The sequence below is a fragment of the Dyella amyloliquefaciens genome (assembly GCF_004296575.1).
Lineage (GTDB): Bacteria > Pseudomonadota > Gammaproteobacteria > Xanthomonadales > Rhodanobacteraceae > Dyella > Dyella amyloliquefaciens.
Window position 1 is genome coordinate 539337 of sequence record NZ_SAYT01000002.1, and the last position, 13158, is coordinate 552494.

13 protein-coding genes are annotated in these 13158 nt (G+C 65.4%); 6 read left to right on the forward strand and 7 right to left on the reverse strand.

Features of this window, described 5'->3' with window-relative positions:
• Nucleotides 1–132: 132 nt before the first annotated feature.
• Nucleotides 133–1500, reverse strand: a complete 1368-nt coding sequence (locus EPB08_RS06955) for a formimidoylglutamate deiminase (RefSeq protein ID WP_130618332.1) — start codon at nucleotides 1498–1500, stop codon at nucleotides 133–135.
• A gap of 83 nt (nucleotides 1501–1583) precedes the next feature.
• Here EPB08_RS06955 and EPB08_RS06960 point away from each other — a divergent pair, with 83 nt between their 5' ends.
• Genes EPB08_RS06960 through hutI form a run of 3 tightly spaced genes read left to right on the forward strand, consistent with a single transcriptional unit; the run spans nucleotide 1584 to nucleotide 5861 of the window.
• Nucleotides 1584–3158, forward strand: coding sequence for a bifunctional GNAT family N-acetyltransferase/carbon-nitrogen hydrolase family protein (locus tag EPB08_RS06960; protein ID WP_130618333.1), 1575 nt, complete (start codon nucleotides 1584–1586; stop codon nucleotides 3156–3158).
• Nucleotides 3155–4621, forward strand: coding sequence for a chloride channel protein (locus EPB08_RS06965; RefSeq protein ID WP_130618334.1), 1467 nt, complete (start codon nucleotides 3155–3157; stop codon nucleotides 4619–4621). Before EPB08_RS06960 ends, EPB08_RS06965 begins: the two co-directional genes overlap by 4 nt.
• A 4-nt stretch (nucleotides 4622–4625) precedes the next feature.
• Nucleotides 4626–5861 (forward strand): imidazolonepropionase, encoded by a 1236-nt coding sequence (gene hutI / locus EPB08_RS06970; RefSeq protein ID WP_130618335.1) that lies wholly within the window; start codon nucleotides 4626–4628, stop codon nucleotides 5859–5861.
• Nucleotides 5862–5875: 14 nt separating this feature from the next.
• On the opposite strand, the gene EPB08_RS06975 is transcribed toward hutI, so the two are convergent.
• The 6 genes from EPB08_RS06975 to EPB08_RS07000 form a co-directional block, all read right to left on the reverse strand.
• Complete coding sequence (locus tag EPB08_RS06975) at nucleotides 5876–6604, reverse strand: hypothetical protein (RefSeq protein WP_130618336.1); 729 nt, start codon at nucleotides 6602–6604, stop codon at nucleotides 5876–5878.
• A gap of 129 nt (nucleotides 6605–6733) precedes the next feature.
• On the reverse strand, nucleotides 6734–6895 hold the full coding sequence (locus EPB08_RS06980) for a 30S ribosomal protein THX (RefSeq protein WP_130618337.1): 162 nt from the start codon (nucleotides 6893–6895) through the stop codon (nucleotides 6734–6736).
• 69 nt (nucleotides 6896–6964) lie between these two features.
• On the reverse strand, nucleotides 6965–7948 hold the full coding sequence (locus tag EPB08_RS06985) for a cation diffusion facilitator family transporter (protein WP_130618338.1): 984 nt from the start codon (nucleotides 7946–7948) through the stop codon (nucleotides 6965–6967).
• A gap of 63 nt (nucleotides 7949–8011) precedes the next feature.
• Complete coding sequence (locus tag EPB08_RS06990) at nucleotides 8012–8437, reverse strand: MerC domain-containing protein (RefSeq protein ID WP_130618339.1); 426 nt, start codon at nucleotides 8435–8437, stop codon at nucleotides 8012–8014.
• 110 nt (nucleotides 8438–8547) lie between these two features.
• Entirely contained in the window at nucleotides 8548–9063 is a 516-nt protein-coding gene (locus tag EPB08_RS06995; RefSeq protein WP_425598242.1) for a transcriptional repressor, read from the reverse strand.
• A 25-nt stretch (nucleotides 9064–9088) separates the two neighbouring features.
• Entirely contained in the window at nucleotides 9089–9373 is a 285-nt protein-coding gene (locus tag EPB08_RS07000) for a hypothetical protein (protein ID WP_130618341.1), read from the reverse strand.
• Between the two features lie 352 nt (nucleotides 9374–9725).
• Between EPB08_RS07000 and EPB08_RS07005 the strand changes: the two genes are divergently transcribed.
• From EPB08_RS07005 to EPB08_RS07015, 3 genes are all read left to right on the forward strand, one after another.
• Nucleotides 9726–10424 (forward strand): response regulator transcription factor, encoded by a 699-nt coding sequence (locus EPB08_RS07005; protein WP_130618342.1) that lies wholly within the window; start codon nucleotides 9726–9728, stop codon nucleotides 10422–10424.
• Complete coding sequence (locus EPB08_RS07010; protein ID WP_130618343.1) at nucleotides 10411–11790, forward strand: sensor histidine kinase; 1380 nt, start codon at nucleotides 10411–10413, stop codon at nucleotides 11788–11790. Before EPB08_RS07005 ends, EPB08_RS07010 begins: the two co-directional genes overlap by 14 nt.
• A 162-nt stretch (nucleotides 11791–11952) precedes the next feature.
• Nucleotides 11953–13128: an efflux RND transporter periplasmic adaptor subunit gene (locus tag EPB08_RS07015; protein ID WP_165418433.1), complete on the forward strand. Its 1176-nt coding sequence runs from the start codon at nucleotides 11953–11955 to the stop codon at nucleotides 13126–13128.
• Nucleotides 13129–13158: the final 30 nt, after the last annotated feature.

The window sequence follows — 13158 nt, forward strand, 5'->3', positions numbered from 1 at the left end:
CACTCCTCCAGTGATGGGACTTGCGACGGAGAACGCCGTCCCACGAGAAGCTGCCGACCATGCATCCGCTTGCCGATGGCTGCGGTTCATCCTCGCCGCAGCCATTGTTCATGCTGTCGTGATGCTTGCGACTCAGCGTTGCGCCAGTTGCTCCATCACGCTGCGGTAGCGCGCAGCGATGCGATCCTCATCGCGATGGGCGAAATCACGCACCATCCATTCACCGCCCACCATCACATCGCGAACCAGTGGCACGTTGCCGGCGAACAGGAAGCTGTCGATCACTGACGCCTCGTCGCGCGCTGCAAGCAGCGGCGCGCGGTCGTCCAGCACGATGAGGTCTGCACGTGCAGCTTCGCGCAGTTCGCCAATCGGCAGTCCGGACGCCATCGCACCACCGCGCAAGGCGGCGGGCCACAGCGTGCTGCCTACGCTTTCGCCCTGGTGACGCGCGGCGATATTGCGATGACGCGTGGACAGTCGCTGGCCGTACTCCAACCAACGGAGTTCTTCCACCGGCGACACCGAGATGTGCGAATCGGAGCCGATGCCCAGCACGCCTTGCGCATCGAGATAGTCGGCCAACGGAAACAGGCCATCGCCCAGGTTCGCCTCGGTGGTGGGACAAAGCCCCGCCACGGCGCCGCTGCGGGCGAGTTGCCTGGTCTCCTGCGCACTCAGGTGCGTCGCGTGCACCAGCGTCCAATGCGCATTGACGTCCGCATGATCGAACAGCCACTCGACCGGACGTGCACTTCGCGTGGCGAGGCAATCCTGCACTTCGCCGATCTGCTCCGCGATGTGGATGTGGATGGGGCAACCCTTGGCGAGATCGTCGGCGAGCACCTCGCGCATCGCCTCCTCCGGTACCGCGCGCAACGAATGCAGCGCGATACCCACGCGTACGCGATCGCTCTCATGGGCACGCAGGGCCTGCAGCAACCGCAGATACGAAGGCACGTCGTGGCCGAAGCGGCGCTGGCGAGGCGCCAGCGGGCGGCCATCGAAACCGCCGCTCATGTAAAGCACGGGCAGCAGCGTGAGCGCGATACCCGCTTCGCGAGCAGCCTCGATCAGGGCCAGCGACATCGCCTCCGGCTGCGCGTACGGCGTGCCATCCGGCTGGTGGTGCAGATAGTGGAACTCGCACACATGGGTGTAGCCGCTCTTGAGCATTTCCACGTAGAGCTGCGAGGCGATCGCCTGCAGTTCGTCGGGCCCCAGCGTGGCCGCAAACGCATACATGGTTTCACGCCACGTCCAGAAGCTGTCGTCGGTCTTGCCCCTGCGCTCGGCAAGACCCGCCATGGCGCGCTGGAAGGCGTGCGAATGCAGGTTCGGCATGCCGGGCAACACCCAGCGCCCCAGCCGCTCACCTTCGCCGCCTTCAAGACCGACGACCATGCCGCGATCGTCCACCTGCACGCCGCCATCACGCATCCAGCCTTGCGGGCTCCATAGTCGGTCGGCGGTGTAGCGAGTGGGGATGACGGCGGCCATGGTCCGGACTCCTGAAGACAATGTTTGCGAGTGTAACCGCAGCGCTCACAACCTCGTTCAGCGAGGTACGGCATAATGCGACGATGGCCAAGAAGATTCAGGAAAACGCCCCGAAGCTGCTGGTGCGCCTGGCGAAGCCCGCCGACGTGCCGGCACTGGTTGACCTCACCGGTCGTGTCTACAGCCCCGAATGGGGTCACTCGGCGGAAATGCTGCGATCCCAGCAGACCCATTTCCCCGAAGGCCAGTTCGTCGTCGAATACGAAGGCAAGATCGTCGGCTACTGCGCGACGTTCCGCATCGACGAAGCGACCGCGCTCGCACCGCATACCTGGATGCAGATCACCGGCGGCGGCATGGGCTCGCGTCATCGCCGCGACGGCAACTGGCTGTACGGCATGGAAGTGGTGGTGCATCCAGACTACCGCAACATGCGCATCGGCCAGCGCCTCTACCAGGCACGCAAGCGCCTGTGCACCGACCTCAAGCTGCGCGGCATCGTCTTCGGCGGCCGCATTCCCGGCCTCGCGCGTAACCTGCAGCGCTACGGCAGAGCCGAGGCCTATGTGCAGGCCGTGGTGGAAGGCAAGCGCCGCGACCCGACCCTGAGTTTCCAGCTGAGCAACGAATTTGAGGTCGTCGGCCTGCTGCGCGGCTACGTGCCGTCCGACTATGACTCGCTGGGTTACGCCGCTCATCTGGTGTGGCGCAATCCACAGCTGCTCGACCATCCGGACATCCCGTCGATTCCCTCGACGCAACCCTTGCCCGACCTCGTGCGCGTGGCCTCGGTGCAATACCAGCAGCGGCGCATCCGTTCGTTCGAGGAGTTCGCGACGCATGTCGAATATTTCACCGACATCGCGGCGGACTACAACGCGGATTTCGTCACCTTCCCCGAGCTGATCACCCTGCAGTTGCTCTCGATCGAGAACGAAGAACTCTCGCCGGTCGAAACCATCCGCAAGCTCAGCCAGTACACGCCGCAGGTGAAGGAGCTCTTCAGCCGCCTGGCCGTGCACTACAACATCAACATCATTGCCGGCTCGCACCCCACGGAGCAGTCGAACGGCGATATCCACAACGTCTGCTATGTTTGCCTGCGCGACGGCTCGATCCACGAACAGGAGAAGCTGCATCCGACGCCGAGCGAACGCACGGTGTGGAACATTACCGGTGGCGACACCGCAGCCACCATCCAGACCGACTGCGGTCCGATCGGCGTGATGATCTGCTACGACTCGGAATTCCCGGAAGTCGCGCGCCACCTCACTGACCAGGGCGCCCTGATCCTGTTCGTGCCGTTCTGCACCGACGTGCGCGAGGGTTACCTGCGCGTGCGCTACTGCTCGCAGGCCCGCGCGATCGAAAACCAGTGCTATGTGGTGCTTTCGGGCAACGTGGGCAACCTGCCCGGCGTCAACAATTTCGACATCCAGTACGGCCAGAGCTGCATCCTCACGCCCAGCGACTTCCCGTTTGCACGTGACGGCATTGCCGCCGATTCCACGCCCAACATCGAAACCGTGCTGTTTGCCGACCTGCACCTGGAAAGTCTCGCCCGTGCACGCAATGCCGGTGCCGTGCAGAACCTCAAGGATCGTCGCTTCGACCTCTACGAGACGCGCTGGACGCGCAACTCCGAGACCAAGCCGTGAGCAGCGACGACGAAGGCCCTGATCCCGCCAGTCCGCAGGCACGGCTTCGACGTCTGAGCGAGTCCGAACTCTTTTCCCTTCCGCAATGGCGGCGCCGCATCCTGTTCTGGAGCGGCGCCGTGCTCGTAGGCCTTGCCGCCGTGGGCTTTGCCCAGGCAGCCGACTGGGCCTACCGGGTGTTCCATGGCGTGATCACGCGCAATGCGTACTGGGCATTCCTGATCACCCCGCTTACGTTCGCGGTACTGGCATGGCTGACCCAGGGGGCGCTCAAGGCCACCCGAGGTTCCGGCATTCCACAGGCCATTGCCGCACTCAAGGTGGAAGACGAAGGGTTCCGCCAGGGCCTGCTGTCGCTGCGCGTGGCCATCGGCAAGATGGCGCTGACGCTGGTTGCGCTGCTTGGCGGTGCGTCCGTGGGGCGCGAGGGCCCCACCGTGCACGTGGGTGCGGGACTGCTCTACTCGCTGGGCCGCCGCTTCGGTTTCGCCGAACCCGCCGCAGCGGGTCGTTTCATCCTCGCCGGTGCCGCCGCGGGCCTCGCCGCTGCGTTCAATACGCCGCTGGCCGGCATCGTGTTCGCCATCGAAGAGATGAGCGGATCTTTCGAGCATCGCCTCAGCGGCATCCTGCTCACTGCCGTATTCATCGCGGGCATGGTGTCACTGGGCATCCTTGGCAACTACGCCTATTTCGGCCAGTTCGACATCGGCCTGCCGCTTGGCAAGGCGTGGTGGGCGGTGCTGGCCACCGGTCTCGTCTGCGGTCTCGCGGGGGGTTTGTTCGCGCGCCTCATCGTACCCAGCGATCACGGGTTTCGCGGTTTCATCGGGCGCCTTCGTGCACGCCAGCCCGTCGTATTCGCCGCCGCGTGCGGCCTCGCGCTGGTGCTGTTGAGCCAGCTCACGCGCACCGGCCTGTATGGCACGGGCTACGCACAGGCGCGGGAAATCATCGAGGGGCATGCCGACACCGTCTCCGCGTTCGGTGTACTGAAATTCCTCGGCAACATCGCCTCCTACTGGGCGGGTATTCCGGGCGGAATCTTCTCGCCCGCACTCGCCGTGGGTGCCGGCCTGGGCAACAATCTCAGCACCATCCTCCCGGGCGTCGATCCTTCGGCGGTGGCACTGCTCGCGATGGCGGGTTATCTCTCTGGCGTAACGCAGGCGCCATTGACCGCGACGGTGATCTCGATGGAACTCACCGCCAACCAGCAGATGGTGCTGCCGATCATGGCCACTTGCCTGCTCGCACGCGCGGCATCGTCCATCCTCTCGCGCAAACCGGTGTATCGCGCGCTCGCCGACAAGCTGATCGAAGGCTACGAACTGGAACTCGCGCGGCGCGCCGCCGAGGAACAGGATGACGAGCTGGCATCTGCCGGCGAGGATCCTGCCACGCCGATTCCTCCCGCCGCCCGGCCCGACGACCACACTACGTCCCCTTCGCCTGGACACTGATCGAATGAGCCATTCCTGGGATCACCTGCTGCTGGGCGCCACGCTGGCAACCTTTGACGGCGACGCGCCCTATGGCCTGATCCGCCATGGAGCCATCGCGCTGCACGAAGGGCGCATCAGCTGGATCGGCCCGCAAAGCGCCCTGCCCGCCGATGCTGAGCATCGCGCTGCCCGCGTCGAATACCTCGATGGCGCGCTGGTGACACCGGGCCTGATCGACTGTCACACGCATCTGGTCTTTGGCGGCGATCGCGCGCAAGAGTTCGACCTGCGCCTCAATGGCGCCAGTTACGAGGAGATTGCGCGCGCGGGAGGGGGCATCGTCTCCACGGTGAAAGCCACCCGCGAGTCCAGCGAGGATGCACTGTTTGCGCAAACCTTGCCGCGTGCACATGCATTGCTCGCCGATGGCGTCACCACCATCGAGATCAAGTCGGGTTACGGCCTCGACCTCGACACGGAACGGCGCATGCTGCGCGTGGCGCGGCGCATCGGCAAGGCACTGGGCGTCACGGTACGCACGACATTCCTTGGCCTGCATGCGCTGCCTCCGGAATATCGCGATGACCGCGCAGGCTATGTCGCCCTCGTGTGCGACGAAATGCTGCCGACGCTGGCCGGCGAAGGGCTCGTCGATGCGGTCGATGCGTTCTGTGAAAACATCGGGTTCACGCCCGACGAAACGCGCCGCGTGTTCGATCGCGCCACGCAGCTCGGCCTGCCGGTGAAACTGCACGCGGAGCAGCTGTCCGATCTCGAGGGTGCTGCCCTGGTGGCGAGCTATCACGGCCTTTCCGCCGATCACCTGGAACATCTCAGCGACAGCAGCATCCGGTCGATGGCAGCGGCGGGTACGGTGGCGGTGCTGCTACCCGGTGCGTTCTACGCGCTGCGCGAAACAAAACTCCCGCCGATTGCCGGCCTGCGCGAGCACCGCGTTCCGATGGCGGTCGCCACCGACTGCAATCCCGGCACCTCGCCCCTGCTTTCGTTGCGTCTCGCTGCCGGCATGGCCTGCACGCTGTTCCGCCTGACGCCGGAAGAAGCCCTGCGCGGCGTGACCGTGAATGCAGCAAAGGCCCTTGGCCTTACCGATCGGGGCACGCTGACCGTGGGCCAGCGTGCCGATCTTGCGGTATGGAATGTGCGCGAGCCCGCGGAACTCTGTTACTGGATTGGTGGCAGCCACGTCCTGCGCGACATCTTCCTGGGTGGCGAGCTGCTGTCACCGGAATCCTGAGCGACGCGAGCGCGTTACTTCCTCGCCGCCGGCGCCAGTTCGTTGAGCACCTTGCCGTCCGCGTCGAGGAACTTGAGGCTGGACGCACCATCCGCCGCGACGCCCATGACGATCCGGGGATTTCCCTGCGCGTCACGCAGCGAAACCTTGGCCACGCCATCGTCGCTGCGGGTGACCGCGATGCGCGTCGCACCGTAGTAGCCGTCCTTATAGCGTTGGGTCATCAACGCATCGCGCTGCGCTTTCGGCATCGCCTCCAGCTTGCCGGCGTTGATGAAATCCTGCTCGATGGGTCGATCCGAACGGTCGCTCACGATGAGGCCCGCCAGATGGCCGCTGCTGTCGTGCGCGCCTACCAGTTGCACGAGCTGATCCTGCTCGTACTTGTCGAAGGTGAGGCTGCCACCGCTGTCGACGATCTTGCCGTCCTTGTCCTTGTGGCCGGCGAAGATCAGCCCACCGTTTTCCGTGCCTTCGTCGTTGTAGAACAGCATGCCGGCATTGGGTCGCGCATGCGCGTATTCCTTGCCCTTGAAGATCGCGCCGGGGAAGTTAGCCTTGTCCGAGATCACCATGCGCAGCGTGCCGTCAGGCTCCACCAGGTTGATCCGTTGCACGTCGAGCTCATCGATCTGCAGCTTCTTCGGCTTCACCACGAAACCGGAAAGCAAGGCCGCCACGACCGCGGTCGTCAGCACGCCCGAATAGACCACCAGAAAACGCTGTGCCCACTGCCCTTTCATGCCGTCTCTCCCTAGTTGAGCCGACTCGATTGGAGCATGCGTTCCTGCCCGGCAAACGTGCCGCCGGTCATGCCGGGTGGCAAAAAAAAACCCCCGCATGGGCGGGGGCTTTTCGGGAGCCTATCTGGCTCAGGCCGACTTCTTCTTCGGAGCGGCCTTTTTGGTGGCGAGCGGCTTGGTCACGGTCGCCTTGGCGCCAGCGACGGCCGGCTGCAGCGAATGCGCGCGGCTGTTGCCATAGCTGCCACGGTAGGTCTTGCCACGACGGGTCTTGCGGTCGCCCTTGCCCATGGGGGAACTCCTTGATTCGTTAGGGTGAACAGTCGACCATCCTATCAGTGGTCGTGCAAAGCGCAATAGTCAGGAATGACCTTGCCCGGCGCAGCCATGGCCCTGGTCGGGACACGGTTCAGTGTCGACCTGCACGGTCACGTGCTGGATGCCGAAACGCTCCGCCAGCACCCGATTGATCGCAGCAATGGCCGTCGCGCTGCGATGCCCTTCGTTCAACTCGGCGTGCAGCGTGGCCATGCGCGAACCGGACGCCAGCTGCCATACGTGCACGTGGTGGATGTCATGGATCGACGGATCGGCCACGCGCAGTGCATCGGTCAAGTCGTCGGTGCTGAGGCCTTCCGGCACACCTTCGAGCAGGATGTGCGCGGAACGTCGCAACAGGCGCCATGCGCTGTTGAGGATCAGCAGCGAGACCAGCAACGAAAGCACCGGGTCAGCCCAGTTCCAGTCCAGCCATCGCACCAGCAGCGCAGCGACCACCGCAGCCACCGAGCCCAGCAGGTCGCCCAGTACATGCAGCGTCGCGCCTGCCAGGTTCACGTCGTCATGGGCATGACCATGCAGAGTGCGCAGCACCAGCAGATTGACGACCAGGCCGGCGATCGCCACCACCAGCATCATGCCCGACAGGATGTGCGCCGGATTGAACAGGCGCGTCACCGCTTCATAGGCGATGAAAGCCACCAGCGCGAATTGGGTGAGCGCGTTGACGAAACCCGCCAGCACTTCCAGCCGGCCGTAGCCGTAGGTGCGGCGCGCATCCGCGGGTCGCTTGGCGAACCAGGCACCGGCAATCGCCAGCAGCAGCGCCAACGCGTCGATCAACATGTGGCCGGCATCGGCGACCAGGGCCAGCGAACCCGACCAGAAACCGCCGAACATCTCCACCAGCATCATCAGCGTGGTGAGTACGAAGGCGAAGATCAGCTTGCGCTCGCGCCCGCTGATGCTGCCGTGATGATGATCGTGATCATGGGCGTGGCCATGCGCATGACCGTGATGGTCATGATCGTGATCGTCGTGCGTGTGCGCGTGAGCCGAAGTCATCCGCAAATGCTAGGAATCGTGGGGCCCGTTACACAATCACCCGCGCCGCTGGCGCGGCAGGATTCAATGGGCACAACTGGGACCATGCACATGCACGGCGCGGTGCGTACGCAGGTTGATGAAGTGGGAAGCCGCCACCAGCAGGCCGCCGCAAGTCACCAGCACGCTGTGCAAGGCGATGGAGTAGCCGTCCGCAAAGGTGACGCCGACAACCAGGAGGGCCAGCCCCGGCATGGCCAGCATCAGTGGCCGTGGACGGCGGTGATGGCGATAGCTCGTCACCAGGCTGAACAGCGCCAGCGCACAGGCAAACATCACGAAACCGCGTTCAAAGCGGTGATCCGCCAGAAAACCCAGACCCAGCAGCGGCAACAGTGCCAGCACGAACGGCAGGGCCGCACAGTGGATGGCGCACAGGAACGAAGCGGTGGCTCCGATCCGATCGGCCAGTGACCACCAACGGGTTTTGGGCTCTTGCTGGGCTTCCATCGGTCTGGACCGGAGCGCTTCGCGAGTCGGGCAAGGCTGCCCGGTGACAGCATGTTACATTATAACGTCTCGAAAGCAAGCCCGACGGACGCGGGGCTTCCCGGCCGGGTTCAGCCTTTGCGGCAGTTCTTGCAAAGCCCGTGCACTTCCAGCGTCTGCGCCTGCGGGCGGAAGCCGAAGGCCTTGGCCTGTGCCTCGATCAGCTCGGCCACGCGCTCGTCGCACACTTCCTGGGCGCTGGAGCAGCTATCGCAGATGAGGAACGGCACCTGATGCGCCTCGGCCGGGTGATGGCAGGAGACGAAGGCGTTGATCGATTCCAGCTTGTGGATGAAACCGTGCTCGAGCAGGAAGTCGAGCGCGCGGTAGACCGTAGGCGGCGCTGCGTTGCCATGCCGTTCGCGCAGCTGGTCCAGCAGGTCGTACGCCTTCACCGGCTTGCCAGCGGCGGCGACCAGCTCCAGCACTTCCTTGCGCAGGGGCGTGAGGCGCAGGCCGCGTTCCTCGCTCGCATGCTCCACCGCACGCACGAAGCTCTGCGCATCGTCGTGATGATGATGATGGTGGTGATGCGCGTGCGGCTTGCCGGAAACGGTCTGACTCAATGGGTTCACCTCGTTCGACATGATACACCCGCTCGCAAGTTCCTATTCAGCGCCTGCCCGGCAGGGGCGGCGGCGTGCTCCCAGGCTTGGGACGCGGGCGCAGCAGCAGCACGATCCAGCCGATAGGCCCCAGCACCGCGGCCCATACGACGCCTTCCAGCAGGCGCCCCTTCCACCAGCCGATCAGCGCGCCCACCACCACGAAGGCCACGTTCCACCAGAACAGGGCGGCCCAGGGGAACATGTCCATGAGGTTCATGAAAATGCGCAGGAACGCGTCCGGGCTGTCCGGATCCACGCCCTGCATTGCCTTGTCCAGCCATTGCTCCACCGGGCGCCCTTTGACTCACTAGGATGGATGGATAATGCGGCCGCAGCGCGCCGCTTGCACCCCGCCCATCAGGGCCTGTTAACGCTATTCGCGTAGCTCGCGTGGTTCGTCCGTGGCCGTTCAGTGGTGGTGCGTGGCGCCGGCCTGGCTGGCTGCCAGGTCAAGTCGCGCGCTGCCGCTGGGCGGCCACGGACGAACCACCCTTCGGGCCGGGGCTGTTTGCCCACCATGCCGCGTCATCGCTCGGTCGTGTACGGACGTACACTCTCTCCCTCTTCCTTGCCTGGCGGGCAAACAGCTCCCGGCGCGAGCCACGCGAATAGCGTTAACAGGCCCTAGCCGGACCGAAACCATGCGTTGCCTGCTGATCGAGGACGACAACCAGACCGCCAGCCTGATCCGCGAAAGCCTGCAGCAGGCGGGGCACGAGGTGGAGGTTTGCCACGACGGGACCAGCGGCATGACCAGCGCCACGCACCAACTGTGGGACCTGGTGGTGCTCGATCGCATGCTACCCGGCGGCCTCGATGGCCTGGACATCCTCTCGGCGATGCGCACCCGTGGCGATCGCACGCCGGTACTGGTGCTGAGTGCGCTGAGCAGCCTGGACGAACGCATCCGCGGCCTGCGCAGCGGCAGTGACGATTACCTGACCAAGCCGTTCGCGCTCGACGAACTGATGGCGCGCATCGAAGCATTGGCTCGCCGCGCCGGACAGCACAGCGACCTGGACCAGCTCAGCGTGGGTGACCTTACGCTTGAGCCCCGCACGCGCCGCGTATTCCGCGGTGGCCGGCCGATCCTGCTGCAACCACGCGAATACCAGCTGCTGGAATACCTGATGCGCCACCAGGGCGAAGTGGTGACGCGCAAAATGCTGCTGACGGCCGTGTGGGGCTATCACTTCGATCCGGAGACCAACGTGATCGACGTGCAGATGAGCCGGTTGCGCAACAAGATCGACAAGGACGAGGTGGACCCGCTGATCCGCACCGTACGCGGCGTGGGCTTCACCATCAACACGACGGAAGCCGGCGATGGCGATCGCTAGCTTCCGCCACTCGGTGGTGTTTCGCATGGCGGCCGGCTACGGCCTGTTGCTGCTGCTTTCAGTCGCCGTGATCTCGGCCGTGTTCTACGTGGCTACGGCCGGCTTGTTGCGGCGGAACATCGACCAGCAGCTGGGCAGCGCCTCGCGCCATCTCTCGCAGCTCGAAGAACAGAGCGGCATCGGCGCGCTCGCCCGCGAGATCGACAGCCTGCTCAACGACAACCAGGACAGCGACACCGAGATCTACCTGCTGCTCGATCGCCAGGGTCACACGCTCGTAGGCAACCTCACCGGCTGGCCCAGCCGGGCCTTTGCCCACGACGGATTGCAGCAGCTCGACGTGGTACGCCTGGGACGTCGCTCATCCAGCCGCCTGCAGACGCGAGTGCTCGCCGATGGCGCCGTGCTGGTGGTCGGTCGCGACATGGACGATGTTCGCGAACTGGAGCACATGATCCTTGTCGCGCTCGGGCTGGGCGGCATGCTTGCCCTGGTGTTGGCGGGCAGCGGCGCGGTGCTGTTCCGCTCCCAGCTGCAGCGACAGCTCAAGGCCATTCATCGCACCACCACCGACATTGCCGCGGGACAGCTCGACCGGCGTATTGCCGTGCTCAATTCGCGCGACGAGTTCGCCGTCATCGCCCACGACGTCAACGGCATGCTCGACGAAATCCAGCGCCTGATGGAAACCTCGCGCAATGTTTCCAACGCGATCGCGCATGACCTGCGCACGCCGCTGGGGCGCGTGCGCGGCGCGCTGGAGCATTCGCTGCGATCGCCCGAACGCCAGCAACAACTGCCGCAGGAAGCGCAGCGCGCCATCGACGAGATCGATGGCCTCATCACCGTGCTCGACAAGCTGCTGCAGATCGCCGAGGCCGAATCCGGCGTGCGCCGCCAGAGCTTCGAACCGGTCGTGCTGCGCAACCTGCTCGACGACATGATCGAGCTTTACCAGCCCGCGGCCGAATCGCTGTCGATCCAGCTGAACTGCCACATCGAAGGCGATCCCTGCGTCCTGGCCGACCGCCATCTGCTGGCCGGCGTGCTGGCCAACCTGCTGGACAATGCCTTCAAGTACGCCGGACAAGGCGCCCAGATCGCCGTAAGCGCCAGACAGGAAGCCGGTCGCGTGCACGTCTGCGTGCAGGACGATGGTCCGGGCATCCCGGACGTGGCGCTGCCGCGCGTCACCGAACGCTTCTTCCGCACCGACACCAGCCGGCACCAGCGCGGCAACGGCCTGGGGCTCAGCATCGTGGCGGCCGTGGTCGAACTGCATCGCGGCCTTCTCACGCTGTCCAACGCCAGGCCCGGCCTGAAAGTCGATATCGACCTGCCCACGGCAAGTCTTACCAAACCGTAACTGTCGCCAGGCATGCGGCACGACTAAGGTTCGCGTGACCCTTTTCGCACGCCGGCCTGATCCCACCCCGTGATGGCTGGCGTGCACCCCACAGCACAGGCCAGGCCCGCGCCCGGCCCTTGGGTGCGCATGCGCATCCGGCTCGGCATAAGCGACAGAACCATGAAGAACCATCACGGACGACTGGTGACAGTAGGTTGCCTACTGGCAGCACTCCTCCTGGTGCTCGCCGCGCGGCACGAACTGCCGGCCAAGGCGCATGCCTCGCCGCGGCCAGCGCCGACGGATACGCAAACCGTCGCCGTCAATCCGCAACAGGCCAAGCAGGTCCGCGTGGCCGAAGTGACGCAACGCGAGTTCTATCCTACGGTCGATGCCGTCGGTTATGTCGATTTCGACCAGGACCATCTTGCCCAGGTCAACTCACCTTATGCCGGACGCGTGCGCGAAGTGTTCGCCAGGGCCGGTGACAAGGTCGAGCGCGGACAGGCGCTGTTCGCACTGGACAGTCCCGATCTTGCCCAGGCCGAAGCCACCCTGGTGAGCGCCGCCGCCGCACGCGCGCAGACCGGCGCCGCGCTCGAGCGGGCCAAGGGCATGGCGCAGGTGCAGGCCAATGCTCCCCGTGACCTGGAGCAGGCCGTCGCGGATCAGCAGACGGCCGAAGGCAACTACCAGGCGGCACGGCGCGCGCTGCGCATCTTCGACAAGAGCGACGCGGACATCGACCGGATCGCAGCGACGCGGCGCGTTGATGGCGAGCTGCGCATTGAGAGTCCCATCGCCGGCCGGGTGACGGCACGCAACGTGGCGCCAGGTGATCTGGTACAGCCGGGCAGTACGCCCTCGCCCTTCAGCGTGTCCGACGAGGACAGCCTGTGGCTGGTGGCCAACGTGGTCGATGCCGATGCAGCACAGATCCAGCTGGGCCAGTCCATGACGGCGAGCCTGCCGGCGCTGCCGGGCAAGCCGATCGACGCGCATGTCGACTATGTCGCCAGCAGTTCGGACCCGTCGACGCACCGCGTCATGCTGCGCGCCGTGCTGCACACGCCGCCTGCCGGATTGCGCCCGCAGATGCTGGCGAACTTCCGTATCCAGACTGCCGAGCCGAGCCACCACGACGCGCTGCCCGTCGATGCCGTCGTACGCGAAGGCACGGGTGCGATGGTGGTGTTCACCACGACCGACGGCCTGCGCTTCACTCGCCATCCGGTGCAGGTCGGCGTGTTGCAGGACGGGTTCTATCCGGTGCTCGCCGGCCTGCCGCCGCATGAGCGCATCGCCACCGAGGGCGCGCTGTTCCTGAGCAACGCCCTGGCGCTGCAGTCGCAGTAAGCCCCCTTCCTCCACCTGCCGACGTCAGGG

Excerpts from the sequence above, each read along its gene's own strand:
- EPB08_RS06955 (WP_130618332.1), bottom strand. The coding sequence starts at position 1,500 with ATGGCCGCCGTCATCCCCACTCGCTACACCGCCGACCGACTATGGAGC.
- EPB08_RS06960 (WP_130618333.1), top strand. The coding sequence starts at position 1,584 with ATGGCCAAGAAGATTCAGGAAAACGCCCCGAAGCTGCTGGTGCGCCTG.
- hutI (WP_130618335.1), top strand. The coding sequence starts at position 4,626 with ATGAGCCATTCCTGGGATCACCTGCTGCTGGGCGCCACGCTGGCAACC.
- EPB08_RS06975 (WP_130618336.1), bottom strand. The coding sequence starts at position 6,604 with ATGAAAGGGCAGTGGGCACAGCGTTTTCTGGTGGTCTATTCGGGCGTG.
- EPB08_RS06980 (WP_130618337.1), bottom strand. The coding sequence starts at position 6,895 with ATGGGCAAGGGCGACCGCAAGACCCGTCGTGGCAAGACCTACCGTGGC.
- EPB08_RS06985 (WP_130618338.1), bottom strand. The coding sequence starts at position 7,948 with ATGACTTCGGCTCACGCGCACACGCACGACGATCACGATCATGACCAT.
- EPB08_RS06990 (WP_130618339.1), bottom strand. The coding sequence starts at position 8,437 with ATGGAAGCCCAGCAAGAGCCCAAAACCCGTTGGTGGTCACTGGCCGAT.
- EPB08_RS06995 (WP_425598242.1), bottom strand. The coding sequence starts at position 9,063 with ATGTCGAACGAGGTGAACCCATTGAGTCAGACCGTTTCCGGCAAGCCG.
- EPB08_RS07005 (WP_130618342.1), top strand. The coding sequence starts at position 9,726 with ATGCGTTGCCTGCTGATCGAGGACGACAACCAGACCGCCAGCCTGATC.
- EPB08_RS07010 (WP_130618343.1), top strand. The coding sequence starts at position 10,411 with ATGGCGATCGCTAGCTTCCGCCACTCGGTGGTGTTTCGCATGGCGGCC.
- EPB08_RS07015 (WP_165418433.1), top strand. The coding sequence starts at position 11,953 with ATGAAGAACCATCACGGACGACTGGTGACAGTAGGTTGCCTACTGGCA.